We start from the raw sequence: 22949 nt of genomic DNA, 5'->3' as shown, positions 1-22949 counted from the left end.
ACATGATCCAAATGCAAAGTATGCTGGACGCAGCTGATAACTCAGGCGCACGCAGCGTAATGTGTATTAAGGTTCTGGGTGGCTCTCACCGCCGTTATGCACATATCGGTGACGTCATCAAAGTTACTGTGAAGGAAGCAATCCCTCGCGGTAAAGTTAAAAAAGGTGATGTTCTGAAGGCGGTGGTAGTGCGCACCCGTAAAGGCGTACGTCGTCCTGACGGTTCTGTCATTCGCTTCGACCGAAATGCTTGCGTATTGCTAAACGACAATACTGAGCAACCAATCGGTACACGTATCTTTGGTCCTGTGACACGCGAACTTCGTGGCGATAAGTTCATGAAGATCGTTTCACTGGCTCCAGAAGTTCTGTAAGGAGCACGTAGAAATGGCAGCTAAAATCCGTCGTAATGACGAAGTAATCGTTCTTGCTGGTAAAGACAAAGGCAAGAAAGGTAAAGTAACTAAGGTTCTAGCAACTGGTAAAGTTATCGTTGAAGGTATCAACCTAGTTAAGAAGCATCAGAAACCTGTTCCAGCTATGGGTATCCAAGGCGGTATCGTAGAGCAAGAAGCAGCAATCGACGTTTCTAACGTGGCGATTTTCAACGCAGCTACTGGTAAAGCTGACCGTATCGGTTTCCGTTTTGAAGACGGCAAAAAAGTTCGTTTCTTCAAGTCTAACGGCGAAACCGTTTCTAACTAATAGAAGTAATTTGGAGTTCTACTATGGCGAAACTGCATGATTACTACAAGTCGTCTGTAGTCGCTGAACTGACCAAACAGTTCGGTTACACAAGCGTCATGCAAGTCCCTAGAATCGAGAAAATCACCCTAAACATGGGTGTTGGTGAAGCAATCAACGATAAGAAACTGCTAGAAAATGCAGCGTCTGATATGGCAACGATCTCTGGTCAAAAGCCACTTATCACAAAAGCGCGCAAATCTGTTGCAGGTTTCAAAATCCGTGAAGGCTACCCTATCGGTTGTAAAGTAACCTTGCGTGGCGAACGTATGTGGGATTTTCTTGAGCGTTTAATTAACATCGCTCTTCCACGTGTACGTGACTTCCGTGGTGTTAGCGCTAAGTCTTTTGACGGTCGCGGTAACTACAGCATGGGCGTTCGCGAGCAAATCATCTTCCCGGAAATCGACTTTGATAAAGTTGATCGTGTACGCGGTTTAGACATCACTATTACGACGTCTGCTGGTACTGATGAGGAAGGCCGTGCTCTGCTGGCTGCCTTTAACTTCCCATTCCGTAAGTAAGGTGAAGGGTTACTGTTATGGCTAAACAATCAATGAAAGCACGTGAAGCTAAACGTGCACAGCTAGTAGCTAAGTTCGCTGAAAAGCGTGCAGCGCTAAAAGCTATCATCAGCGATGTAAACGCATCTGAAGAAGATCGTTGGAACGCGGTTCTTACACTGCAATCTCTTCCACGTGATTCAAGTGCATCACGTCAGCGCAACCGTTGCAACCAAACTGGTCGTCCACACGGTTACCTACGTAAGTTCGGTCTAAGCCGTATTAAGGTTCGTGAAGCTTGCATGAAAGGCGAGATTCCGGGTCTTCGTAAGGCTAGCTGGTAATTGCCACTTAATCATTTGGAGTAAATCATATGAGCATGCAAGATCCGATTTCGGATATGCTGACCCGCGTTCGTAACGGTCAGGCAGCAAACAAAGTTGCTGTAAAAATGCCTTCTTCAAAGCTTAAAGTTGCAATTGCTGCACTACTAAAAGCTGAAGGTTACATCGTTGACTTCGCTGTTGAAGGCGAAGCAAAACCTGAGCTAGAAGTTACACTTAAGTACTTCCAAGCTAAACCAGTAATCGAGCAACTTAAACGTGTTTCTCGTCCAGGTCTACGTGTTTACAAGAAGAAAGATGAACTTCCTTCTGTAATGGGTGGTCTTGGTATTGCTATCGTTTCAACTTCCAAGGGTCTTATGTCAGACCGCGCTGCACGTAAAGCAGGTCTTGGTGGTGAAATCATCGCTTACGTAGCTTAATAAGGAGTAGACTATGTCTCGTGTTGCAAAAGCACCTGTCGCTATTCCAGCTGGCGTAGAGGTGAAACTAAACGGCCAAGAAATCACTGTAAAAGGTGCGAAAGGCGAACTAACTCGCGTTCTTAACGATGCAGTTGTAATCGCTCAGGAAGAAAATAACCTGACTTTCGGTCCTAAAGAAGGTGTTGCTAACGCATGGGCTCAAGCAGGTACTGCTCGCGCTCTAGTTAACAACATGGTTGTTGGTGTTACTGAAGGCTTTACTAAGAAGCTAACTCTTAAAGGTGTAGGTTACCGTGCTGCTATCAAAGGCAACGCTGTAGGTCTAACACTAGGCTTCTCACACCCAGTTGAGCACGAGTTGCCAGCGGGTATTAAAGCTGAATGTCCAAGCCAAACTGAAATCGTGATCACTGGTGCTGACAAGCAACTAGTTGGTCAAGTTGCGGCTGACATTCGTTCTTACCGTGAGCCTGAGCCATACAAAGGCAAAGGTGTTCGTTACGCAGATGAAAATGTGCGTACTAAAGAAGCTAAGAAGAAGTAAGGTAACACTATGGATAAGAAAGCATCTCGCATCCGTCGTGCTACACGTGCACGTCGTAAGATTGCAGAACTGGGTGCGACTCGCCTAGTTGTACACCGTACTCCTCGTCACGTGTACGCACAGGTTATCGCGGCTAACGGCTCTGAGGTTATCGCAGCAGCTTCTACTGTAGAAAAAGCGATCCGTGAGCAAGTGAAATACACTGGTAACGTTGATGCAGCTAAAGCAGTGGGTAAAGCTATTGCTGAGCGCGCTCTTGAGAAGGGCGTAACTGCAGTTGCATTTGATCGTTCTGGTTTCCAATACCACGGTCGAGTAGCGGCGCTAGCAGAATCTGCTCGCGAAGCTGGTCTGAAATTCTAAGGTAGGGTTGGAAGATGGCTAAAGAACAACAAGTTCAAGCGAATGATTTGCAAGAAAAGCTAATCGCAGTTAACCGCGTATCTAAGACGGTTAAAGGCGGTCGAATCATGAGCTTCACTGCACTAACAGTAGTTGGTGACGGTAATGGTCGTGTAGGTTTCGGTTACGGCAAAGCTCGTGAAGTACCTGCAGCGATTCAAAAAGCAATGGAAAAAGCGCGTCGTAACATGACTACGATCGCTCTAAACGAAGGCACTCTTCACCACCCAGTGAAAGGTCGCCATTCGGGCTCTAAAGTTTACATGCAGCCTGCTGCAGAAGGTACTGGTGTTATCGCAGGTGGTGCGATGCGTGCAGTACTAGAAGTTGCTGGTGTACACAACGTACTATCTAAAGCGTACGGTTCTACGAACCCTATCAACATCGTTCGTGCAACGATCGATGCACTAGGTAGCATGAAGTCACCAGAAATGGTTGCTGCTAAACGTGGTCTAACTGTTGAATCTATTTCGGAGTAAGAACACCATGGCAACTATTAAAGTAACTCAAACTAAAAGCTCAATTGGTCGTCTGCCAAAGCACAAAGCTACTTTGCGCGGTCTAGGTCTTCGTAAAATCAACCACACAGTAGAACTTGAAGATACTCCGTGTATTCGCGGTATGATCAACAAGGTTTACTACATGGTTAAAGTTGAGGAGTAATCAGAATGCGTTTGAATACTCTAGCACCGGCTGCTGGCGCGAAAACTTCTGCGAAGCGAGTAGGTCGTGGTATCGGTTCAGGCCTAGGTAAAACTGGTGGCCGTGGTCACAAAGGTCAAAAATCACGTTCTGGCGGCAGTGTTCGTCCAGGTTTCGAAGGCGGTCAGATGCCTCTGAAACAACGTCTACCAAAATTCGGTTTCACTTCTCGTAAGAGCCTAGTGTCTGCTGAAGTTCGTCTAGCTGAGCTAGCGAAAGTTTCTGGTGACGTAGTTGATCTAAACAGTCTTAAAGCTGCTAACATCATCACTAAGAACATCGAATTTGTAAAAGTTGTTCTTTCTGGTGAAATCAACAAAGCAGTGACTGTGAAAGGTCTACGTGTGACTAAAGGCGCTAAAGCTGCAATCGAAGCTGCAGGCGGTAAAATCGAGGAATAATCTCGAGGAACGAGGTACAGATGGCTAAGAAACCAGGACAAGATTTTCGTAGTGCTCAGAGCGGCTTAAGTGAACTAAAGTCGCGCTTGTTATTCGTAATTGGTGCACTTTTAGTATTCCGAGCCGGCTCCTTTGTGCCGATTCCTGGTATTGACGCTGCTGTACTTGCCGATTTGTTCGAACAGCAAAAAGGTACCATCGTTGAAATGTTTAACATGTTCTCCGGTGGTGCTCTTGAGCGTGCATCTATATTAGCATTGGGCATCATGCCGTATATTTCGGCATCTATTGTTGTCCAATTGCTAACTGTAGTTCATCCAGCGTTAGCTGAACTCAAAAAAGAGGGTGAAGCAGGCCGTCGTAAGATCAGCCAATACACACGCTACGGCACGCTTGTACTTGCAACCTTCCAAGCTATAGGTATTGCAACTGGCCTACCAAACATGGTCGACAATCTGGTTGTTATCAACCAAACCATGTTTACGCTAATTGCTACCGTAAGTTTAGTAACCGGTACCATGTTCTTAATGTGGTTAGGTGAACAAATTACAGAGCGAGGAATTGGTAACGGTATTTCGATACTGATTTTTGCAGGTATTGTTGCTGGATTGCCTTCTGCAATCGGTCAAACAATCGAGCAAGCGCGTCAAGGTGAATTGCATGTACTTCTTCTGTTGCTAATCGCGGTATTAGCTTTTGCAGTCATTTACTTCGTTGTTTTCATGGAACGTGGTCAACGCCGAATCGTCGTTAACTACGCGAAGCGTCAACAAGGTCGTAAAGTATTTGCTGCACAAAGCTCGCATCTGCCTCTTAAAATTAACATGGCAGGTGTTATTCCAGCGATTTTTGCATCAAGCATTATCTTGTTCCCAGGAACATTGGCTCAGTGGTTTGGTCAAAACGGCGAGAGCAGCGCGTTCGGTTGGTTAACTGACGTGTCTTTGGCTCTTAGCCCTGGTCAACCGTTGTATGTAATGCTTTATGCAGCAGCAATTATCTTCTTCTGTTTCTTCTACACGGCGTTGGTTTTCAACCCGCGTGAAACAGCAGATAACTTGAAGAAGTCTGGTGCATTCGTACCCGGTATCCGCCCAGGTGAGCAGACAGCGAAATACATTGATAAAGTAATGACACGTTTAACCCTTGCTGGTGCACTATACATTACCTTTATCTGTCTGATTCCCGAGTTCATGATGGTCGCGTGGAACGTACGTTTCTACTTCGGCGGTACATCGCTACTAATCGTAGTTGTTGTAATTATGGACTTTATGGCACAGGTACAGACTCATCTGATGTCTCAACAGTATGATTCTGTGTTGAAGAAAGCGAATCTGAAAGGCTACGGCCGTTAATCCGGCGGTAGACTCAGTTTCATTTACGGAGTTTAGCAATGAAAGTTCGTGCTTCCGTTAAAAAAATCTGCCGTAACTGTAAAGTAATCAAGCGTAACGGTGTCGTTCGCGTGATTTGCAGTGAGCCAAAGCACAAACAGCGCCAAGGCTAATTAGCAGAAATTTTTACTTGAAAATGAAGGTTGGGTCGAGTATATTCCTCGGCCTACCTTTTGCGTGCAAAAGAAGTAGTATTCCGCAGCGTATCCATAACGGGCTTTGCTGCGGCTAATTCTTTTATAGAAACACTTAGGAGTGAATAATGGCCCGTATAGCAGGCATTAACATTCCTGATCAGAAACATGCAGTAATCGCTCTAACAGCGATCTACGGCATCGGTAAAACTCGCTCTCAAGCTATCCTAGCTGAAGTGGGTATTGCTGAAAATGTTAAGATCAGTGAACTAACTGAAGAGCAGATCGATCAACTGCGTGATGGTGTAGCTAAGTACACTGTAGAAGGTGATCTACGTCGTGAAGTATCTATGAACATCAAGCGTCTTATGGACCTTGGCTGTTACCGTGGTCTTCGTCATCGTCGCAGTCTACCACTACGTGGACAGCGTACTAAAACCAACGCTCGCACCCGTAAGGGTCCGCGTAAGCCGATCAAGAAATAATCGGGAAGGTAGAGTACAATGGCTAAACAACCAACTCGCGCTCGTAAGCGCGTACGCAAGCAAGTTGCAGATGGCGTTGCGCACATCCATGCTTCTTTCAATAACACAATCGTAACCATTACTGACCGTCAAGGTAACGCTCTTGCATGGGCTACTGCAGGTGGTTCTGGTTTCCGTGGTTCTCGTAAGTCTACTCCGTTCGCTGCACAGGTTGCTGCTGAGCGTTGTGCTGAAATGGCTAAAGAATACGGCCTAAAGAACTTGGAAGTTATGGTTAAGGGTCCTGGTCCAGGTCGCGAATCTACTGTTCGTGCACTAAACGCCGCTGGTTTCCGCATCACAAACATCGTTGATGCTACACCAATCCCTCATAACGGTTGTCGTCCACCTAAGAAACGTCGCGTATAACGTTTCTAGGACAATTGGAGAAGAATCATGGCAAGATATTTGGGTCCTAAGCTGAAGCTTAGCCGTCGTGAAGGCACTGACTTATTCCTTAAGTCTGGTGTTCGCGCGATCGATACCAAGTGTAAAATTGATAACGCACCAGGTGTACACGGCGCTCGTCGCGGTCGTCTATCTGAGTATGGCGTTCAGCTTCGTGAGAAGCAAAAAGTACGTCGTATGTACGGCGTTCTAGAAAAACAATTCCGTAACTACTACAAAGAAGCTGCTCGCCTAAAAGGCAACACTGGTGAAAACCTACTTCAGCTTCTTGAAGGTCGTCTTGATAACGTAGTTTACCGCATGGGCTTTGGTGCAACTCGCGCAGAAGCACGTCAGCTAGTTAGCCACAAAGCTATCCTAGTAAACGGTAAAGTTGTAAACGTTCCTTCTTTCAAAGTAGCGGCTAATGACGTTGTTTCTATTCGCGAGAAAGCTAAACAGCAAGCTCGTATTAAAGCTGCTCTAGAAGTTGCTGAACAACGTGAAAAACCAACTTGGATTGAAGTAGATGGTGGCAAGATGGAAGGTACATTCAAGCGTATGCCTGAGCGTTCTGATCTATCAGCTGACATCAACGAACAATTGATCGTCGAGCTTTACTCTAAGTAAGGTTTAAACTAAAGAGAGGACACAATGCAGGGTTCTGTAACAGAATTTCTTAAGCCACGTCTAGTTGACATCGAACAAATCAGCTCGACTCACGCAAAAGTAACTCTTGAGCCATTAGAGCGTGGCTTTGGTCATACTCTGGGTAATGCACTTCGCCGCATTCTTCTATCTTCTATGCCTGGTTGTGCAGTGACAGAAGTAGAAATCGAAGGCGTACTTCACGAGTACAGCACTAAAGAAGGTGTACAAGAAGATATTCTTGAAATCCTTCTAAACCTTAAAGGTTTGGCAGTGCGTGTTGCTGAAGGCAAAGATGAAGTGTTCATTACTTTGAACAAATCAGGCTCGGGCCCTGTGGTTGCAGGTGACATCACCCATGATGGTGATGTAGAGATCGCTAACCCTGAACACGTTATTTGTCACCTAACGGATGACAACGCTGAAATCGCAATGCGTATTAAAGTAGAACGTGGTCGTGGTTATGTTCCAGCTTCTGCGCGTATCCATAACGAAGAAGACGAGCGTCCAATCGGTCGCCTACTAGTAGATGCTACTTACAGCCCAGTAGACAAAATTGCCTACGCTGTAGAAGCAGCTCGTGTAGAACAGCGCACTGATCTAGACAAGCTTGTTATCGATATGGAAACAAACGGTACTCTAGAACCTGAGGAAGCAATCCGTCGTGCAGCTACAATCCTAGCTGAACAATTGGATGCATTCGTAGATCTTCGTGATGTACGAGTTCCTGAGGAGAAAGAAGAGAAGCCAGAATTCGATCCGATCCTACTGCGTCCTGTAGACGATCTTGAACTAACAGTTCGCTCTGCTAACTGTCTGAAAGCAGAAGCGATTCACTACATCGGTGATCTAGTACAACGTACTGAGGTTGAGCTACTTAAAACGCCTAACCTTGGTAAAAAATCTCTTACTGAGATTAAAGACGTACTTGCGTCACGTGGTCTGTCTCTGGGCATGCGCCTAGAAAACTGGCCACCTGCATCAATCGCTGAAGATTAATCGATACTAGTTAGAAGGATTAGGTCATGCGCCATCGTAAGAGTGGTCGTCAACTCAACCGCAACAGCTCACATCGCAAAGCGATGTTCAGCAACATGGCTAGCTCTCTAGTACGTCATGAAGTTATCAAGACTACTTTGCCAAAAGCAAAAGAGCTACGTCGCGTAGTTGAGCCTTTGATTACACTAGCTAAGACTGACAGTGTTGCTAACCGTCGTCTAGCATTTGCACGTACTCGTGACAACGAAGTAGTTGCAAAACTATTTAACGAACTAGGTCCACGTTTTGCTGCTCGTCAGGGCGGTTACACTCGTATCCTAAAAGCTGGCTTCCGTGCTGGTGATAAAGCTCCAATGGCTTACATTGAGCTTGTAGATCGCCCAGCTGCTGAAGAAGCTGCTGAGTAATCAGTTCGTAAGAACGAGAAAGCCGAGCGTTAGCTCGGCTTTTTTGTATCTGCGATTCAGTAAATCTTTATATCCAGCCTGCATTTATTTTACTCCATGCAGACTGGCAATTTAAAAAGTGATTATCACTTGCGCTTATTTACTAGTATTCCACAACCCGCCTAACGAACTTAGAAGTCCCTCGCTAGCGCCTTGCTTGTTCAAGTAATCCAAGATTACTGGAGCAAACTGACTGATCATAGAGGGATCTAAACCCAACGTATCGAATGCACTTTTTACTGCACTGATATTCTCAATATTCCCCAGTAAGCTTTGTGCTCCTTGCAAGTTTGAAAGCCCAGGAATCAAAGACTGTAATTCACTGCTATTTTCTTGTGAAAGCTGGCTTTGAGCCAAAGCGAGTAGTGCGCCACTACCTCCAGCCGCTTGTTCTGTAGATACAGGTAATTGGCTAGTTAGCATGTCTGTTAATGGAGATGATTCAGTGTTCAGGCTACTACCTACCATATCCATTAGGCCACTTTCTTTACTTTTTTGCGTGACGGAATCTAAGAATGCGTGTGCACTACCAATGTTCATTGATAAGAGTGCCAGAGTCAGGAGTATTTTACGCATAGTACCTCCGAAGGTTGAGCGTTTTTAACGTGATTTTATTGTTTTAAAGGCTATCAGAATGAAAGGTTTAGAGGTGAGAAAGTCTATTCAGTTTAGACAAAAAAACGGCGCTAATGCGCCGTTTTATTAAATCATAATTGAAAATGGTTTCAATTAAAGAATATCTAGTAGTTCTACTTCGAAAACTAGTGCTGCGAATGGAGGGATAGCTGCACCAGCGCCACGCTCACCGTACGCAAGGTCTTGTGGTACGTATAGTTTCCACTTAGAACCAACAGGCATTAGTTGTAGTGCTTCTACCCAGCCTTTGATTACGCCTGTAACAGGGAATTCAGCTGGTTGACCGCGAGATACAGAGCTATCGAATACAGTACCGTCAGTTAGCTCACCGTGGTAGTGAACGCGAACTGAGCTTTCTGCTGTTGGAACTGCACCAGTACCTTCAGAAATGATTTCGTACTGAAGGCCAGAGTCTAGAACGTTAACTTCAGGGCGTAGTGCGTTGTCTTTTAGGAACGCTTCGCCTTCTGCTGCTGCAATTTTCGCTGCTTCTTGGCGAGCGGTTTCTGCACGAGTGTGAAGTTCTTGTAGTGCTTTGTTGATTTCATCAATTTCGATTGATGGCATGTCACCAGTTAGTGCTGTTGCAATACCCGCTGCGATAGCATCAACGCTAAGACCTTCAAGACCAGAACCTGCAAGTTGCTGACCCATTTGCAGACCAATGCCGTAGCTTGCTTTTTGTTCTGCAGTTTCAAATTTAATTTCAGACATGAATGTCGCTCTTGTTAGGAGTGATAAAGGCAACAGGATATCAGTTTCGAGCTTAGGTTTAAATGATTGCGACTGAATGCTTAATTGAGGCGGCCAGGGTGTGACTTATCTCTTACTCCAAGTGAAATTTCTGCTAATTTAATCCAAATTCCATTTTAGTTTAGTGAAAAACATATACTCTCCGCGTCGGTATTTTTATACTGGCAGTAGAAGTATTAAGGGACTCATTAAAATGAATCGTCGCAGAAAGAAAAAGCAGCAAGTCGACTATGTCGAATTGGTTAAACAAAAATTCGCTGCTATCGACTGGAAGCAGCCGTTCAACAAAGAGCAATGGTTGGAGCGTATACAGCCTGTTAAGCAGTTTTGGCTGCGACTACCGAAATTCCATCAACGAGCTTTGATGGTTTTAGTTCCATTGATTCTGGTACTCCTTGTTATTCCTTTGCCGAATAAAACAGAACAATCAGTTGAGCAAGCTGAGGTCGATCATCAGCGCGTAGCGATTCAGCTGAATGCACAGAGTTTAAGCCAGCAAAGAACCTCTCAGAATTCTGGGCCGAAATCCGAAGACTGGAAAGAGTACACGGTTAAAAATGGCGACACGTTAGCGCAGGTTTTCAGAAGTAATCAGCTCTCGATGGCGGATCTTAGCGCTCTAGTAAAAATCGAAGGCAGTGATAAGCCGCTGAGCCAAATTAAACAAGGACAATTGATTCGCTTTAAGCTTAGCGATGAAGGCGAGTTGGATATGCTGCAACTAGAAAAAAGCGGGCGGTCCGTCATGTTTTTCCGCTTATCGGATGGGACCTTTGGGCGCAACAAGTAGATGCTTCAAATGAACTAAAGACGCGAAGGTATCGCGTCTTTTTAGTTTATCTATCTTTGAATTAGTTAACCTAGCAATGAACGCGTTATATCGCTACGGCTTCTTTTCGCATATCCACATGAGGAATACCATCCTCTAGGTAGCTATCAGATATAACTTTGAATCCATGACTCGCATAAAACTGGATGAGATGCTCTTGAGCTCCTATATCAATCGTCTGTCCTGGCCACAATATTTCACACTGTGTTAATGCCTCTTCCAGCAACTTATGTCCCAGACCATCACCACGCGCAGTTTGTTTGGTGACGACTCGACCAATGCTCACATTGTCATACGTCGTGCCAGCGGGTAGCAATCGTGCGCAAGCAACAAGTTCATCACCGTGGTAACCTATTAGATGATAAACACCTTCCAGTGTGTCTTTGCCATCCAGTTCAGGATAAGGGCAGGTTTGTTCAACGACGAATACATCCACACGTAATTTCATCATTGTATACAATTGTGTGGTTGTCAGTTGAGCAAAGGGCAAAGTAATCCAAGTGAGCATGTTGTCATCCGTCATGAGAGTAGAGTGACTGACTTTACTTTGTTTTGTACTCATACTCATTAACAAAGGTTAATTATCACTGGTTTTCCCACCAAATCTGGTGATAATGTGCCCTCTTTTCATCTCACCTGAGGATATTCCCGTGAGCAAACAAACTTTTGATCAAGTCGGGCTAAACCCAGCGTTACTCGCCACACTTGATTCCCTGAACTACACCCACATGACGCCAATTCAAGCTTTGAGTTTGCCTGCAATCCTAAAACATCGTGATGTCATCGGGCAGGGTAAAACGGGCTCAGGTAAAACCGCTGCATTTGGTTTGGGTGTTTTATCGAACCTTAACGTCAAACGTTTTCGTGTCCAGTCATTAGTATTGTGTCCAACTCGTGAGCTTGCGGATCAAGTCGCGAAGGAAATTCGTACTTTAGGTCGTGGCATTCATAATATTAAAGTGCTTACTCTCTGCGGTGGGATGCCAATGGGGCCACAAATTGGTTCTCTGGAGCATGGCGCGCATATCTTAGTCGGCACACCTGGCCGTATTTTGGATCACCTTGAGAAAGGCCGAATTAACCTTAGCGAGCTGAATACTTTGGTGCTGGATGAAGCCGATCGCATGTTGGACATGGGTTTCCAAGACGCATTAGATGCGATTATTGATGCAGCGCCAAAGCAGCGTCAAACTCTACTTTTCAGTGCTACTTTCCCAGAGAAAATTGAGCAAATTGCGCAGCGTATCATGCAGACGCCTGAAGTGATTAAGGTGGAATCGACGCACGATACCTCAAGCATTGCTCAGCATTTCTATAAAGTTGAAGGCTCGGAAGCGCGTGATGAAGCGTTGGCGAACTTGCTACTGACTCACCAACCAGAGTCCGCTGTGGTTTTTTGCAATACCAAAAAAGAAGTGCAAAGTGTCGCAGATGAGTTGCATCGCAAAGGGTTCAGCGTTATCGATATCCATGGGGATTTAGAACAGCGTGAACGCGATCAAGCATTGGTGCAGTTTGCTAACAAGAGTGTTTCTATCCTTGTCGCAACAGACGTCGCGGCGCGTGGTTTGGACGTAGATAACCTTGATGCAGTCTTTAACTTTGAGCTATCGCGCGATCCTGAGGTTCATGTACACCGTATCGGTCGTACAGGCCGTGCGGGTAGTAAAGGTTTGGCGTTCAGCTTCTTTGGAGAGAAAGACGGTTTGCGTGTAGCTCGTATTGAAGAATACCTGGATATGGACGTGGTACCAGCAACATTGCCTGCCAAATCAAATCAGCAGCCATACCAAGCGAAGATGGTGACGATTAACATTGATGGCGGTAAGAAACAGAAAGTACGACCGGGTGATATCTTAGGGTGTCTGACGGGGAAAAATGGTATCCCAGGCTCTCAAGTTGGCAAGATTCACCTGTTCCCGATGCGCGCCTACGTTGCGGTCGAGAAGTCAGCTGCCAAAAAGGCCCTACAAACCATTAGTAATGGCAAGATGAAAGGGCGTCAGTTCCGGGCGCGGCTTCTTAAATAGCATAGAAAGGCTCTTCGTTTGAAGAGCCTTTTCTTTTTCGAGTTTATTTGGATGTGTGATCTTTAGTTAAGCGAGCTTTAATTCGGCTCAAACTGATAGGCGTGATCCCAAGATAAGCAGCTATTTGGCTATCGGTAATACGTAGCTTTAAGTCTGGGTAATGGGCGCAAAATAGTTGATATCGTTCCTCTGGGGAGTAGAGCAGCATAAAGCGTTCTTTGTTCTCTTTATTAACCAGTTGGTTTTCGAGTAGCTTTAAGTAAATGGCGTGTTTTTCTGCTCGCCATTGATGCAGCGTTTCAATTGGTAAGCAAAATAGCTGACAAGCGCTCAGCGTTTCCAATAAGTAAGGCGAAGGTTGGTTCTTAATTATGCTCTCAAAGCCGATAACCCAGTCTTTCTCCCAATAAAATTCTTTACTGAACTCTTTGCCCTGCTCAGTGAGATAGCTTGCATGGCATAACCCTTCAATAATGAAGTAAAGGTGCGAGCTAAACTCTCCTTGGTGGTTAAGAATGTGGCGCGTAGGCAGTTCGAGTAACTCACCATTTTCGATAAGTTGGTTTGCTTCTGTGTCTAAGAAGCCATGATTGACTAAGTCTGAAAAAAGATCGCTGTGCATGTGATAACTCAGAAACGGTTTTCTTTATTCTAACGGGTTTTATTGATAACAAAAAAGCGGCTCATGAGAGCCGCTTAGCGTTGTTGTCAAATCAGCCTTACTTATTCAGATCGATTTGGTAAATCGCGAAACCAATGTCGTCAGTCGCGACACGTTTCATTGGGTATTGACCTTTATCTTTAATGAATTGCGCCGCTTTATCGCTAGGAGATGTTTCGAAGCGAATATCTAGCTTTTTATCGGATTTAATCGGTGCGAAAGACCAGTTGTTGTCAGCGCTTGGTGTCACTTCACCTTTTTCTTCACTCACGCGAGAAATATAAGCGGCGACGACAGAGCGGTTTTCATCTGGTGCGTCAAACGCAATAAAGTCTGGGCCCGTACCAGGGAAGGTATTGCTATAAGCACGGTAGTTATTAGTTGCGATGATGAAGTCTTGTTTTGGATCAACTGGCTTACCATTGAATGTCAGATTCACAATACGCTGAGAATCTGGATTAATCACTTTGCAGCTCGCATCGTATTTGGGCGGTTGGGTGATATCGATCTGGTAGTTCACCCCATCAATGACATCGAAGTTGTACGTACGGAAATTATCCCAATCAATCAAAGATTGTGGTTCAGGATTGTTGATGTCGATGTGGTTGAATTGACCCGCGCTGCACTCTAGCCATTCGCGAACCTCTTTACCTTTCACTTTCATCGCGACCAAGGTGTTGGGATATAAATAAAGATCGGCAGCATTACGGAAGGTGAGCTGACCGGATTCGACTTCTGTAAAGTTATTCGGATCGTTCTTACGCCCCCCGACTTTAAATGGTGCTGCGGCACTCAATACTGGAATGTCAGCGAGATCTGGGTCGCCTTGAATAAAGCGTTCCACGTAATCTTTCTGAGCAAGGTTAACGATCTGAATGGTTGGGTCGTCCTGCACCAATGCCAAGAAGCTATACATGACATCATTTGCTTTGCCGATTGGTTGGTTTACAAATTCACGAGTGCCTTTGTGATCCTCTTCTAACGCTTTCACAATACCTTCATCGGCTTTAGCTAATGACTTCTTATTTACTTTATCGAAGATAGGGCGTGCTTCTGCTTGGCCTTCAACTACTTGCCATCTGCCGTCTTCCTCTTTCAGCATCAAGTCCATCACACCTACATGACTTCCCCAGCGACCAGGCATCACTGACGTCACACCATTGATGGTCCCTCTCTCGGTATCAACACCAGGTAGGTTTGCGAAGTCTTTCCCTGGGAAGACCGCGTGAGAGTGGCCAAAAGCAATGGCATCAATACCTTCAACTTCTGTGAGGTAGTAAACTGAGTTTTCAGCGCCTAGTTTGTATGGATCAGTAGAAATGCCCGAGTGTGGAATCGCCACAATCACGTCTGCGCCTTCTTTCTTCATTTGAGGAATCAGTTTCTTTGCAGTTTCCTTAATGTCTTTAGCAAAGACTTTGCCTTCTAAGTTCTTCTTATCCCACACCATAATTTGTGGTGGTACAAAGCCGATGTAACCCACTTTTATTTGATGCGCTTCGCCGTTTGTGTCTTTAAAGGTGTGGGTTTTGATCAGGTAAGGCTTGAAGTAATGCTCACCGGTTTGTTTATCAAATACGTTTGCGTTGATGTAAGGGAAGTTTGCACCCTTCAACGTCTTTTGTAGGAAATCTAAGCCATAGTTGAACTCATGATTGCCAATGTTGCCCACATCGTAGTCTAGTTGGTTCATCGCCTTGTAGACTGGGTGGACATCGCCAGCGTTAATCCCTTTCGCCGCCATATAATCGCCCATTGGGCTGCCCTGAATTAAATCGCCGTTATCTACTAATACCGTGTTTTCTGCCTCGGACTTAGCCTGTTTCACTATGGTCGCAGCGCGACTTAAACCAATTTGCTGTGATGGTTGGTCTTTGTAGTAATCGTAATCCATCACGTTGGTGTGAATGTCGGTGGTTTCGATGATACGAAGCTTGATGGTATCGGCCATCGCAGGGCCCGCAAGCGTTAGCATGCCACTTAACACTGCGAGGGAAATAGGGTGAACTGCCACTTTCATTTGGTGCTCCAATTCAATGGGAAGGGGGAATCGTACGCGTAATGTATCAAACGCTGGTGCAACTTAATGATAAAGATACAGAAAACTGTGAACATAAATCAGTTTACTGAACCTTATTCATATTAACCGCCGACTTTTTCACGCTTTTGAATGAGACCAAACAAAAACTTCTTAGCAGATTTTTGAATAAAAAATGAAATTTTAGAATTTCAGGTAATATAAACGCCCCGCCATAATGCTTGCATAACGATATCAATGGACGATGAGCAAGCACATGGCAACGAACGATTCAGTCACTTCTTTTCCTAAACCAAAGCCCCGGTTAGTTTCTGACAACCCAGTAGCTGGTGTTACTCGTTTTGCAAAGCAATCGCTACAGCCTGGTGAAGTCGCCTTAGTGGGAGCGGGGCCGGGTGATCCTGAACTTTTGACAGTGAAAGCACTGAACTGTTTGCAGCAAGCCGATGTGGTTTTGTACGACTACTTGGTGTCTGAAGAAATCATGGCATTGATCCCTAGCGATACGATTTTAGTGTGCGTTGGGAAGCGAGCTGGGCATCACAGTGTGCCGCAGGAGAAGACGAATCAGCTTTTGGTGGATTTTGCCAAACAGGGCTACAAAGTAGTGCGCATTAAAGGTGGTGATCCATTTGTATTCGGTCGTGGCGGTGAAGAGCTGGAAGTGCTTGCTGATGCAGGCGTCCGTTTTCAGGTCGTCCCTGGCATTACCGCGGCAGCTGGCGCAACGGCCTATGCTGGGATTCCACTGACTCATCGCGATTACGCGCAATCGGCCATCTTTGTGACCGGCCACTTGAAAGAAGAAAGCGATGAGATGGATTGGTCAACGTTGGCTCGTGGGAATCAGACTTTAGTGATCTACATGGGGCTGATGAAATCACACTATATTCAGAATCAACTCATTAAGCATGGTCGTTCAGCGTCGACTCCGATTGCCATTATTGAGCGTGGCACGCAGATTCAACAAAAAGTATTTACGGGAGAACTATCCCAACTCTCTGATTTATCTAAGGAAGCACAATCGCCATCTTTGATTGTTGTCGGAGAGGTAGTGCGACTGTCTCAAAAGTTAGACTGGTTTTTGTCTAGTACTGAATTCAACAAAAGTGCTATTGCCAACTCCATATAATTTCAGACCAAAGATTAGAGACGTAATGCGCCTTCAAGCTTAAAAAGGAAATACAAAACATGGACCAACAACGTTTAACTCACCTTAAACAACTCGAAGCGGAGAGTATCCATATTATCCGCGAAGTTGCGGCTGAGTTTGATAACCCAGTCATGATGTATTCGATTGGTAAAGACTCATCAGTGATGCTGCACCTAGCGCGTAAAGCGTTTTACCCGGGCAAAATTCCATTCCCACTTTTGCATGTCGATACCGACTGGAAATTTCGCGAGATGATTGAGTTTCGCGATCGCACCGCTGCCAAATACGGCTTTGAGCTTTTGGTACATAAGAACCCAGAAGGTCTAGCCATGGGCTGCAGTCCGTTTGTTCATGGTTCTTCTAAGCACACTGACATCATGAAGACTCAAGGCTTAAAACAAGCGCTGAACAAGTACGGTTTTGATGCGGCCTTTGGTGGTGCGCGCCGCGACGAAGAGAAATCACGCGCAAAAGAGCGCGTGTATTCATTCCGCGATAAGAACCATACATGGGACCCTAAAAACCAGCGTCCTGAGCTGTGGAAGACGTACAACGGCCAGGTTAATAAGGGTGAGAGCATTCGTGTATTCCCACTGTCTAACTGGACTGAGCTTGATATCTGGCAATACATCTATTTAGAAAACATCGAGATCGTGCCGCTTTACCTCGCGGACAAACGCCCAGTTGTTGAACGCGATGGCATGCTGATCATGGTTGATGATGATCGTATGGAGCTTCAACCGGGTGAAGTGATCGAAGAGAAGAGTGTGCGTTTCCGTACTCTTGGTTGTTATCCATTAACTGGGGCTATCGAGTCTGAAGCGAACACTTTGACCGGCATTATCGAAGAGATGCTGGTGGCAACGTCGAGTGAGCGCCAAGGTCGAGCGATCGACCACGATCAGTCAGGATCGATGGAGCTTAAGAAACGTCAAGGTTACTTCTAAAGGATCTAAGGAAAGATAATGAACAGTGCAGTTGAAGCTCAATTAGCCGAGCTTGGTATCGAAGGCTATTTAACACAACACCAGTACAAGTCGTTACTTAGATTCTTGACTTGTGGCTCGGTAGATGACGGTAAAAGTACACTCATCGGTCGCTTACTCCATGACTCAAAACAAATTTATGAAGATCAGCTAGCGGCAGTGCACTCAGACAGCCAACGTGTGGGCACCACGGGTGAAAAGCCTGACCTTGCGTTGTTGGTCGATGGCTTACAAGCTGAGCGCGAGCAGGGGATCACAATTGATGTGGCTTACCGCTATTTTTCGACGCAGAAACGTAAGTTCATCATCGCCGATACTCCTGGGCACGAGCAGTACACGCGCAATATGGCAACAGGCGCATCGACGTGTGACTTAGCGGTGATCTTAGTTGATGCACGTAAAGGCATTCTTGATCAAACTCGTCGTCACTCTTTTATTTCCAACCTACTGGGTTTGAAACACTTTGTTGTGGCGATCAACAAGATGGATTTAGTGGATTACTCGCAAGAGCGCTTTGAAGAAATCCGCGATGAGTATCTTAAGTTTTCTGAGAATCTAACCGGGGATATTGATATTCAAATCATCCCGATTTCGGCGCTTGAAGGTGACAATGTGGTGGATAAAGGGCAAAACCTAAGCTGGTTTAAAGGCCCGTCATTGCTTGAACTTCTTGAAACGGTCGATGTGGATCAAGAAAAAGGTGCGGGTGAGTTCCGCTTCCCTGTGCAATACGTTAACCGTCCTAACCTCGATTTCCGTGGTTTTGCGGGGACGATTTCTTCAGGTTCGATCAAAGTCGGTGATGCCATCAAAGCATTGCCATCGGGGAAAACGTCAACCGTGGCACGCATTGTTACGTTTGATGGTGATATTGAGGAAGCTCGTGCTGGGGTGGCGGTCACTCTGACGCTAAGCGATGAGATCGATATTAGCCGTGGCGATTTGATTGTCCTAGACAATGCTCAAGTGGAAACCACAAACCACTTGCTTGCCGATGTGGTATGGATGACAGAGCAACCTCTGCAACCGGGCCGTGACTACGACATCAAAATCGCGGGTAAGAAAACTGTGGGCCATGTTGAAGCGATTCGTTACCAATATGATATCAACAACCTATCGACTCATAGTGCGGCAGAGCTGCCATTGAATGGTATTGGCTTGTGTGAATGGTCTCTCAATGAGTCAGTTGCGCTGGACAATTACCAAGATTGTGCTGATACCGGCGGCTTCATCATTATCGATCGTCTGACGAATGTGACGGTTGGTGCAGGCATGGTCAAAGAAAGCCTCGCGGTGGTTGAGCGCGATTTGACGGACATCTCTGCGTTTGAAGTTGAGCTGAATGCACTTGTGCGTAAACACTTCCCACACTGGGAAGCAAAAGACGTTAGCCAATTGCTGAAAAAGTAATTGGCGCGCCCGAGCACGATAAGCTCTGATTCTGTCTGTTGTTGTGCTTGGGGCGTCGTTGCCTAACTGAGTTGCGAAATGCAGTTAGGTTATTCTCCTAATACCAGAATGCTTCGGTGAAGCCCAAGAAAACCGAGCATTCTGATGTTCTTTTCGCTTGCGCTGATTTTGGTCTGTTTACTCGTTTGTCTGGTGTCTCACGGATAAATGAGCCGTTGTTGTGCCCTTTGGGCGATTTGGTAAGGAAAGGCTATGTGGGAACAAGGGTTTGTATTAGCGATTTTGCTTGGCATTATCACTTGTTTGCTTGTCACGAAAATTAAGCCTAGTTATGTCTTTGCGGGTGCCGCTTTTATTGCATTTATGGCGGGAATGATGGATTCAGCCACGATCGCATCCAACTTTACCAACTCTTCGTTATTGACTCTGGTTCTGTTGATTCTTGCATCGTGTGCTTTAGAAAAAACGTTACTGATCAGTTGGGTGAGCCGTAGTATTTCTGAAGGCCAGTTAGGCAGTGTGATCGCTAAGCTCGGTGTATCAACGGCCTTGCTCTCTTCATTCACGAATAATACCGCCGTGGTTGTCTCATTGATTGGGGCGATTAAGCGTAATCAGCAGCATGCGCCTTCGAAATTACTCATCCCGCTGTCTTACGCGGCTATTTTTGGTGGCACATTAACTTTGATAGGTACGTCGACTAACTTAATCATCAACAGCTTTGTTGAAGATGCCGGTTTGCCGAGCCTGAGCTTTTTTACACCCACGATGATTGGCTTGGCGGTGTTGGTGGGAGGAATGCTGATTCTTATCCCGCTCAGTTACTTACTGCCTAACTATGATGATCAAAGCCAAGAAGATTTACCGTACTTTCTTGAGTCTCGCGTAGAGCCTGGTTCACCGTTAGTTGGGCGCACGGTCAGCGAGAATAATTTACGTGCGCTGCGCAAACTGTTTCTTGCGGAGGTTGTACGAGATGGCGTGACGGTTTCCTCTGTAGGACCGGATTTCGTACTCAATGCGAAAGACCGTTTGTTGTTTTGTGGTGATGTTGAGAGCGTCGCGACTCTGCAAGAAATTCCGGGCCTCAAGCTTTTTGGTCAGCAGCACTTGAATGGGCAAAATTTTATTGAAGTTGTGGTGAGCTCATCCGCGACGTTTTGCTATAAAACACTTAAAGAGAGCCGATTCCGTGACCGCTTTGATGCCGTTGTTGTCGCTATTCGTCGTGGCCATGAGCGCTTAGAGGGCGGTTTGGGTAGCATTACCTTAGCGCCAGGTGACACGTTAGTTCTGGTTCCGGGGAAGCGTTTTGAGTCTGAACGCCGAGCTCATCGTAAAGAGTTTGTTTTAGTGCATGATTTGGACTCTAGCGCTCGGCTTGATACGAATAAATCCTCCATCGTGCTACTGGGTTTTGCTGCCGTAATTGGGTGTGCGCTATTAGAACTAGTACCGATTATTAAAGGCCTTGCCGCGTATCTTATTGCACTTATCGCGTTTGGTATTGTACAGATATCAGAACTGCGCCGCCGTTTTCCGATCGATATCGTCGTGATTGTCGGCTCTGCTTTGTCCATCGCTCAATTGATGATCTCTTCCGGCTTGTCAGAGAGAATGGGAGCGATGTTTATTGAAGCGTTCAATGGCTGGGGCGTGTTTGGAGCCTTGGTCGCAACTTACATTATGACATTAGTTCTTACTGAACTGGTGACGAATAATGCCGCGGCTGCGCTTTCTTTTCCTATTGGCTATAGCATGGCGGTCGGTTATGGCGTTGATCCGATGCCATTCATTATGGCGGTCTTGTTTGGCGCCAGTGCGAGCTTTATTTCTCCCTACGGTTATCAAACCAACTTACTGGTGTACAGCGTAGGAAATTATAAATTGACCGACTATGTGAGAATTGGTGTGCCGATTTCGATTGTGTACTCTGTATTAGTACTTACTTTGATTCCGGTCTTCTTCCCGTTTTAATTCCGATATTTACAAGGATACGTTATGACTGCCGAAACGACGGTAAAAGATGAAAATATTGTTTGGCACCAGCATTCGGTCGATAAACAGTTTCGTGCTGAATTAAAGAAGCAAAAACCTGCCGTATTGTGGTTTACTGGCTTATCTGGAGCGGGTAAATCAACCGTAGCGGGGGCGTTGGAAAATCGCCTTGCAGCATTGGGTTACCACACCTATTTATTGGATGGTGACAATGTGCGACATGGCTTGTGTAGCGATTTGGGCTTTTCTGAACAGGATCGTCGCGAGAACATTCGTCGTATTGGTGAACTGGCTAAACTGATGGCGGATGCAGGCTTAATTGTGTTATCGGCGTTCATTTCACCGCATCGCGCAGAGCGACAGCTAGTGCGCGACTTATTGCCAGAAGGTGAGTTTATCGAAGTGTTCGTCAATGCATCTCTAGAAGTCTGCGAAGGTCGCGATCCTAAAGGTTTGTACCGCAAAGCACGTGCGGGAGAAATTCCTAACTTCACTGGTATTGATTCTGAATATCAAGCACCGAAGAATCCGGAAGTCGATTTACCAGCGGGCGAAAAAAGCGTCGATGAGCTGGTGGACTTGTGCTTGGAAGCGCTTAAGTCGCGTGCAGTGATCCGATAAATAAGCATTTGGATCATTGGTGACCTCAAGCTCATTGAGCGGCTTAAGAAGCATTTGGATCATGGGTGGTCAAATGCTTCTCAAACTGCCTACACGGTATGATGAACCGTACTTTTAGCGTCACTATGGACACTAAATCTATGATTTAAAAGCGCAAGCATTTGGTCGTAGTAGTCGGCATGTGGTTTGTTACCGAGCAAGGTACAGAGTTCATTGCCTGTTGGCGTGAAGCGGTAATATAAAAGGCGGACGCCTTTGCTGTTCACGTTCAGCGACAAGTTTTTACCTTGGTAGGTGAGGATCAATGGCGTCTCGATACCAATTTCGCCAGATTCAAGCTCGGTACTATGCAGTAACCCTAGTTCAATCAACAGCAACAAACTTGAATAGGGCAACTGAAAACTTCCCATGTTTAAGCTGTTGGCGATGTCTCGTTTGCCGAAGCTAAATATTCCTCCTTGCGCTTTATAACCAATCAACAGCTTGCGACTGTGATCCCCTCCAAAACTGCACGCCAGAGAGGCGGCTCTTTGCAGAGTTTGCGCTTCTTTTGGTGACATATCTTTGAGGACTTTGAGCGCTTTCATAGACGTCGAGCCTGGGTTTGTCACTTCACGCTTCATCACTTGAGCCCATAACTTTTGCATCGCGCTGTTATGGATGTCTTGAGCCATTTCAAAAAAACGATACAACCAGTCTTGGTCAGGCTCTCCGGCAGTTTCATCTCGGCATGAACTGTGTGCTAGCTTTAAAATCTGCTCTAGGTTTTTTTGTCGCTGTTCTTGGCGTCTCTGTTCACGCAGTTGGGCTCTTTCAAGCGCGGATTTGGCTGGTGGATCGGTTTGTAGTAAGGCATCAAGACCGTGTATTTGGGCAATGGTTTTTACCTTGCTGGCACTGTCTTTGATGTAGCCCTGCTTCTTTTCTTGTTGCGTATTTTTTTGTGCGTTTGACTGATGTTCGATGACAACAGGTTGCTTTGTCGGTTCTGCCATTAATTTTCCTACCAAGAACTGCGCTGTTCGCTTGTTTAAATTTACACCTTATCTAACCAGGCGACCAGATAGGAGTTCTCAGTTTTTGAACGAATAGGGCTACCCAAAATGATAATGAGTTGTTAAAATTGTTATCGTTATTTTGGAGGGACAATGAAGTTCTCAGAAGCAGGTAAACTCAAAAAGCACCTGTCGATAGCGTTTCTTTTGGTTATTTATGTTGGCGTATTAGCGTATTTGTC

Annotated in this window: 30 protein-coding genes; 24 read left to right on the top strand and 6 right to left on the bottom strand. The window is 45.7% G+C overall.

The window, feature by feature from the left end; genetic code table 11:
• Positions 1-2: 2 nt before the first annotated feature.
• From rplN to rplQ, 17 genes are all read left to right on the top strand, one after another.
• Complete coding sequence (rplN, locus tag EX191_RS14575) at positions 3-374, top strand: 50S ribosomal protein L14 (protein WP_004410450.1); 372 nt, start codon at positions 3-5, stop codon at positions 372-374.
• 13 nt (positions 375-387) lie between these two features.
• Entirely contained in the window at positions 388-705 is a 318-nt protein-coding gene (rplX, locus tag EX191_RS14570; RefSeq protein ID WP_005379574.1) for a 50S ribosomal protein L24, read from the top strand.
• Positions 706-728: 23 nt separating this feature from the next.
• Positions 729-1268, top strand: a complete 540-nt coding sequence (gene rplE, locus EX191_RS14565) for a 50S ribosomal protein L5 (RefSeq protein ID WP_005379573.1) — start codon at positions 729-731, stop codon at positions 1266-1268.
• A 17-nt stretch (positions 1269-1285) separates the two neighbouring features.
• Positions 1286-1591 (top strand): 30S ribosomal protein S14, encoded by a 306-nt coding sequence (gene rpsN / locus EX191_RS14560; protein ID WP_012841173.1) that lies wholly within the window; start codon positions 1286-1288, stop codon positions 1589-1591.
• A 29-nt stretch (positions 1592-1620) separates the two neighbouring features.
• Complete coding sequence (gene rpsH / locus EX191_RS14555; protein ID WP_005379572.1) at positions 1621-2013, top strand: 30S ribosomal protein S8; 393 nt, start codon at positions 1621-1623, stop codon at positions 2011-2013.
• A 13-nt stretch (positions 2014-2026) separates the two neighbouring features.
• Complete coding sequence (gene rplF / locus EX191_RS14550) at positions 2027-2560, top strand: 50S ribosomal protein L6 (RefSeq protein WP_005392377.1); 534 nt, start codon at positions 2027-2029, stop codon at positions 2558-2560.
• A 9-nt stretch (positions 2561-2569) separates the two neighbouring features.
• Positions 2570-2923 (top strand): 50S ribosomal protein L18, encoded by a 354-nt coding sequence (gene rplR / locus EX191_RS14545; protein WP_005379568.1) that lies wholly within the window; start codon positions 2570-2572, stop codon positions 2921-2923.
• Between the two features lie 14 nt (positions 2924-2937).
• Positions 2938-3441, top strand: coding sequence for a 30S ribosomal protein S5 (gene rpsE / locus EX191_RS14540; protein WP_004745894.1), 504 nt, complete (start codon positions 2938-2940; stop codon positions 3439-3441).
• A 7-nt stretch (positions 3442-3448) separates the two neighbouring features.
• A complete protein-coding gene (gene rpmD, locus EX191_RS14535; RefSeq protein WP_005379565.1) occupies positions 3449-3625 on the top strand; it encodes a 50S ribosomal protein L30 in 177 nt (58 codons plus the stop codon).
• 5 nt (positions 3626-3630) lie between these two features.
• Positions 3631-4065, top strand: coding sequence for a 50S ribosomal protein L15 (gene rplO / locus EX191_RS14530; protein ID WP_005383155.1), 435 nt, complete (start codon positions 3631-3633; stop codon positions 4063-4065).
• A gap of 20 nt (positions 4066-4085) precedes the next feature.
• On the top strand, positions 4086-5420 hold the full coding sequence (secY, locus tag EX191_RS14525) for a preprotein translocase subunit SecY (RefSeq protein WP_005379562.1): 1335 nt from the start codon (positions 4086-4088) through the stop codon (positions 5418-5420).
• Between the two features lie 38 nt (positions 5421-5458).
• Positions 5459-5572: a 50S ribosomal protein L36 gene (gene rpmJ / locus EX191_RS14520; protein WP_000868186.1), complete on the top strand. Its 114-nt coding sequence runs from the start codon at positions 5459-5461 to the stop codon at positions 5570-5572.
• 149 nt (positions 5573-5721) lie between these two features.
• On the top strand, positions 5722-6078 hold the full coding sequence (rpsM, locus tag EX191_RS14515; RefSeq protein ID WP_005383154.1) for a 30S ribosomal protein S13: 357 nt from the start codon (positions 5722-5724) through the stop codon (positions 6076-6078).
• 18 nt (positions 6079-6096) lie between these two features.
• Entirely contained in the window at positions 6097-6486 is a 390-nt protein-coding gene (gene rpsK / locus EX191_RS14510) for a 30S ribosomal protein S11 (RefSeq protein ID WP_001118870.1), read from the top strand.
• Between the two features lie 27 nt (positions 6487-6513).
• Positions 6514-7134 (top strand): 30S ribosomal protein S4, encoded by a 621-nt coding sequence (gene rpsD / locus EX191_RS14505; protein ID WP_005383146.1) that lies wholly within the window; start codon positions 6514-6516, stop codon positions 7132-7134.
• A gap of 24 nt (positions 7135-7158) precedes the next feature.
• A complete protein-coding gene (locus tag EX191_RS14500) occupies positions 7159-8151 on the top strand; it encodes a DNA-directed RNA polymerase subunit alpha (protein ID WP_005383143.1) in 993 nt (330 codons plus the stop codon).
• Between the two features lie 26 nt (positions 8152-8177).
• Positions 8178-8558 carry a 50S ribosomal protein L17 gene (rplQ, locus tag EX191_RS14495; protein WP_005383141.1) on the top strand — a complete coding sequence of 127 codons (381 nt, stop codon included), beginning with the start codon at positions 8178-8180 and terminating at the stop codon, positions 8556-8558.
• A gap of 135 nt (positions 8559-8693) precedes the next feature.
• Here rplQ and EX191_RS14490 read toward each other — a convergent pair whose 3' ends face one another.
• Entirely contained in the window at positions 8694-9173 is a 480-nt protein-coding gene (locus EX191_RS14490) for a DUF2780 domain-containing protein (protein WP_109168735.1), read from the bottom strand.
• Positions 9174-9326: 153 nt separating this feature from the next.
• A complete protein-coding gene (locus EX191_RS14485) occupies positions 9327-9947 on the bottom strand; it encodes a BamJ family beta-barrel-assembly machinery protein (protein ID WP_005392370.1) in 621 nt (206 codons plus the stop codon).
• A gap of 232 nt (positions 9948-10179) precedes the next feature.
• Here EX191_RS14485 and EX191_RS14480 point away from each other — a divergent pair, with 232 nt between their 5' ends.
• Positions 10180-10776, top strand: a complete 597-nt coding sequence (locus tag EX191_RS14480) for a LysM-like peptidoglycan-binding domain-containing protein (protein WP_046874056.1) — start codon at positions 10180-10182, stop codon at positions 10774-10776.
• Positions 10777-10861: 85 nt separating this feature from the next.
• On the opposite strand, the gene EX191_RS14475 is transcribed toward EX191_RS14480, so the two are convergent.
• Entirely contained in the window at positions 10862-11323 is a 462-nt protein-coding gene (locus EX191_RS14475; protein ID WP_048626712.1) for a GNAT family N-acetyltransferase, read from the bottom strand.
• Between the two features lie 142 nt (positions 11324-11465).
• Between EX191_RS14475 and dbpA the strand changes: the two genes are divergently transcribed.
• A complete protein-coding gene (gene dbpA / locus EX191_RS14470; RefSeq protein ID WP_047009023.1) occupies positions 11466-12845 on the top strand; it encodes an ATP-dependent RNA helicase DbpA in 1380 nt (459 codons plus the stop codon).
• Between the two features lie 43 nt (positions 12846-12888).
• On the opposite strand, the gene EX191_RS14465 is transcribed toward dbpA, so the two are convergent.
• Positions 12889-13467 carry a Crp/Fnr family transcriptional regulator gene (locus EX191_RS14465; RefSeq protein ID WP_012841168.1) on the bottom strand — a complete coding sequence of 193 codons (579 nt, stop codon included), beginning with the start codon at positions 13465-13467 and terminating at the stop codon, positions 12889-12891.
• 97 nt (positions 13468-13564) lie between these two features.
• Positions 13565-15526: a 2',3'-cyclic-nucleotide 2'-phosphodiesterase gene (gene cpdB / locus EX191_RS14460; RefSeq protein WP_193447953.1), complete on the bottom strand. Its 1962-nt coding sequence runs from the start codon at positions 15524-15526 to the stop codon at positions 13565-13567.
• A gap of 274 nt (positions 15527-15800) precedes the next feature.
• Between cpdB and cobA the strand changes: the two genes are divergently transcribed.
• The 5 genes from cobA to cysC all read left to right on the top strand — a co-directional run bounded on the left by cobA (position 15801) and on the right by cysC (position 21712).
• Entirely contained in the window at positions 15801-16676 is an 876-nt protein-coding gene (gene cobA, locus EX191_RS14455; protein WP_031780800.1) for a uroporphyrinogen-III C-methyltransferase, read from the top strand.
• Positions 16677-16735: 59 nt separating this feature from the next.
• Entirely contained in the window at positions 16736-17644 is a 909-nt protein-coding gene (gene cysD / locus EX191_RS14450) for a sulfate adenylyltransferase subunit CysD (protein ID WP_005379592.1), read from the top strand.
• An 18-nt stretch (positions 17645-17662) separates the two neighbouring features.
• On the top strand, positions 17663-19093 hold the full coding sequence (cysN, locus tag EX191_RS14445) for a sulfate adenylyltransferase subunit CysN (RefSeq protein ID WP_193447952.1): 1431 nt from the start codon (positions 17663-17665) through the stop codon (positions 19091-19093).
• A 252-nt stretch (positions 19094-19345) separates the two neighbouring features.
• Complete coding sequence (locus tag EX191_RS14440) at positions 19346-21070, top strand: SLC13 family permease (RefSeq protein WP_005392351.1); 1725 nt, start codon at positions 19346-19348, stop codon at positions 21068-21070.
• Between the two features lie 24 nt (positions 21071-21094).
• Positions 21095-21712 carry an adenylyl-sulfate kinase gene (gene cysC / locus EX191_RS14435; RefSeq protein WP_005392350.1) on the top strand — a complete coding sequence of 206 codons (618 nt, stop codon included), beginning with the start codon at positions 21095-21097 and terminating at the stop codon, positions 21710-21712.
• 89 nt (positions 21713-21801) lie between these two features.
• Here cysC and EX191_RS14430 read toward each other — a convergent pair whose 3' ends face one another.
• Complete coding sequence (locus EX191_RS14430; RefSeq protein WP_006742971.1) at positions 21802-22707, bottom strand: TIGR03899 family protein; 906 nt, start codon at positions 22705-22707, stop codon at positions 21802-21804.
• Positions 22708-22949: the final 242 nt, after the last annotated feature.

Source organism: Vibrio chemaguriensis (genome assembly GCF_012275705.1).
Taxonomy (GTDB): Bacteria; Pseudomonadota; Gammaproteobacteria; order Enterobacterales; family Vibrionaceae; genus Vibrio; species Vibrio diabolicus.
The sequence above is the reverse complement of the archived record's forward strand: the minus strand, read 5'-3'. Positions and strand labels throughout refer to the sequence as shown.

Excerpts from the sequence above, each read along its gene's own strand:
- rplN (WP_004410450.1), top strand. The coding sequence starts at position 3 with ATGATCCAAATGCAAAGTATGCTGGACGCAGCTGATAACTCAGGCGCA.
- rplX (WP_005379574.1), top strand. The coding sequence starts at position 388 with ATGGCAGCTAAAATCCGTCGTAATGACGAAGTAATCGTTCTTGCTGGT.
- rplE (WP_005379573.1), top strand. The coding sequence starts at position 729 with ATGGCGAAACTGCATGATTACTACAAGTCGTCTGTAGTCGCTGAACTG.
- rpsN (WP_012841173.1), top strand. The coding sequence starts at position 1,286 with ATGGCTAAACAATCAATGAAAGCACGTGAAGCTAAACGTGCACAGCTA.
- rpsH (WP_005379572.1), top strand. The coding sequence starts at position 1,621 with ATGAGCATGCAAGATCCGATTTCGGATATGCTGACCCGCGTTCGTAAC.
- rplF (WP_005392377.1), top strand. The coding sequence starts at position 2,027 with ATGTCTCGTGTTGCAAAAGCACCTGTCGCTATTCCAGCTGGCGTAGAG.
- rplR (WP_005379568.1), top strand. The coding sequence starts at position 2,570 with ATGGATAAGAAAGCATCTCGCATCCGTCGTGCTACACGTGCACGTCGT.
- rpsE (WP_004745894.1), top strand. The coding sequence starts at position 2,938 with ATGGCTAAAGAACAACAAGTTCAAGCGAATGATTTGCAAGAAAAGCTA.
- rpmD (WP_005379565.1), top strand. The coding sequence starts at position 3,449 with ATGGCAACTATTAAAGTAACTCAAACTAAAAGCTCAATTGGTCGTCTG.
- rplO (WP_005383155.1), top strand. The coding sequence starts at position 3,631 with ATGCGTTTGAATACTCTAGCACCGGCTGCTGGCGCGAAAACTTCTGCG.
- secY (WP_005379562.1), top strand. The coding sequence starts at position 4,086 with ATGGCTAAGAAACCAGGACAAGATTTTCGTAGTGCTCAGAGCGGCTTA.
- rpmJ (WP_000868186.1), top strand. The coding sequence starts at position 5,459 with ATGAAAGTTCGTGCTTCCGTTAAAAAAATCTGCCGTAACTGTAAAGTA.
- rpsM (WP_005383154.1), top strand. The coding sequence starts at position 5,722 with ATGGCCCGTATAGCAGGCATTAACATTCCTGATCAGAAACATGCAGTA.
- rpsK (WP_001118870.1), top strand. The coding sequence starts at position 6,097 with ATGGCTAAACAACCAACTCGCGCTCGTAAGCGCGTACGCAAGCAAGTT.
- rpsD (WP_005383146.1), top strand. The coding sequence starts at position 6,514 with ATGGCAAGATATTTGGGTCCTAAGCTGAAGCTTAGCCGTCGTGAAGGC.
- EX191_RS14500 (WP_005383143.1), top strand. The coding sequence starts at position 7,159 with ATGCAGGGTTCTGTAACAGAATTTCTTAAGCCACGTCTAGTTGACATC.
- rplQ (WP_005383141.1), top strand. The coding sequence starts at position 8,178 with ATGCGCCATCGTAAGAGTGGTCGTCAACTCAACCGCAACAGCTCACAT.
- EX191_RS14490 (WP_109168735.1), bottom strand. The coding sequence starts at position 9,173 with ATGCGTAAAATACTCCTGACTCTGGCACTCTTATCAATGAACATTGGT.
- EX191_RS14485 (WP_005392370.1), bottom strand. The coding sequence starts at position 9,947 with ATGTCTGAAATTAAATTTGAAACTGCAGAACAAAAAGCAAGCTACGGC.
- EX191_RS14480 (WP_046874056.1), top strand. The coding sequence starts at position 10,180 with ATGAATCGTCGCAGAAAGAAAAAGCAGCAAGTCGACTATGTCGAATTG.
- EX191_RS14475 (WP_048626712.1), bottom strand. The coding sequence starts at position 11,323 with ATGCTCACTTGGATTACTTTGCCCTTTGCTCAACTGACAACCACACAA.
- EX191_RS14465 (WP_012841168.1), bottom strand. The coding sequence starts at position 13,467 with ATGCACAGCGATCTTTTTTCAGACTTAGTCAATCATGGCTTCTTAGAC.
- cpdB (WP_193447953.1), bottom strand. The coding sequence starts at position 15,526 with ATGAAAGTGGCAGTTCACCCTATTTCCCTCGCAGTGTTAAGTGGCATG.
- cobA (WP_031780800.1), top strand. The coding sequence starts at position 15,801 with ATGGCAACGAACGATTCAGTCACTTCTTTTCCTAAACCAAAGCCCCGG.
- cysD (WP_005379592.1), top strand. The coding sequence starts at position 16,736 with ATGGACCAACAACGTTTAACTCACCTTAAACAACTCGAAGCGGAGAGT.
- cysN (WP_193447952.1), top strand. The coding sequence starts at position 17,663 with ATGAACAGTGCAGTTGAAGCTCAATTAGCCGAGCTTGGTATCGAAGGC.
- EX191_RS14440 (WP_005392351.1), top strand. The coding sequence starts at position 19,346 with ATGTGGGAACAAGGGTTTGTATTAGCGATTTTGCTTGGCATTATCACT.
- cysC (WP_005392350.1), top strand. The coding sequence starts at position 21,095 with ATGACTGCCGAAACGACGGTAAAAGATGAAAATATTGTTTGGCACCAG.
- EX191_RS14430 (WP_006742971.1), bottom strand. The coding sequence starts at position 22,707 with ATGGCAGAACCGACAAAGCAACCTGTTGTCATCGAACATCAGTCAAAC.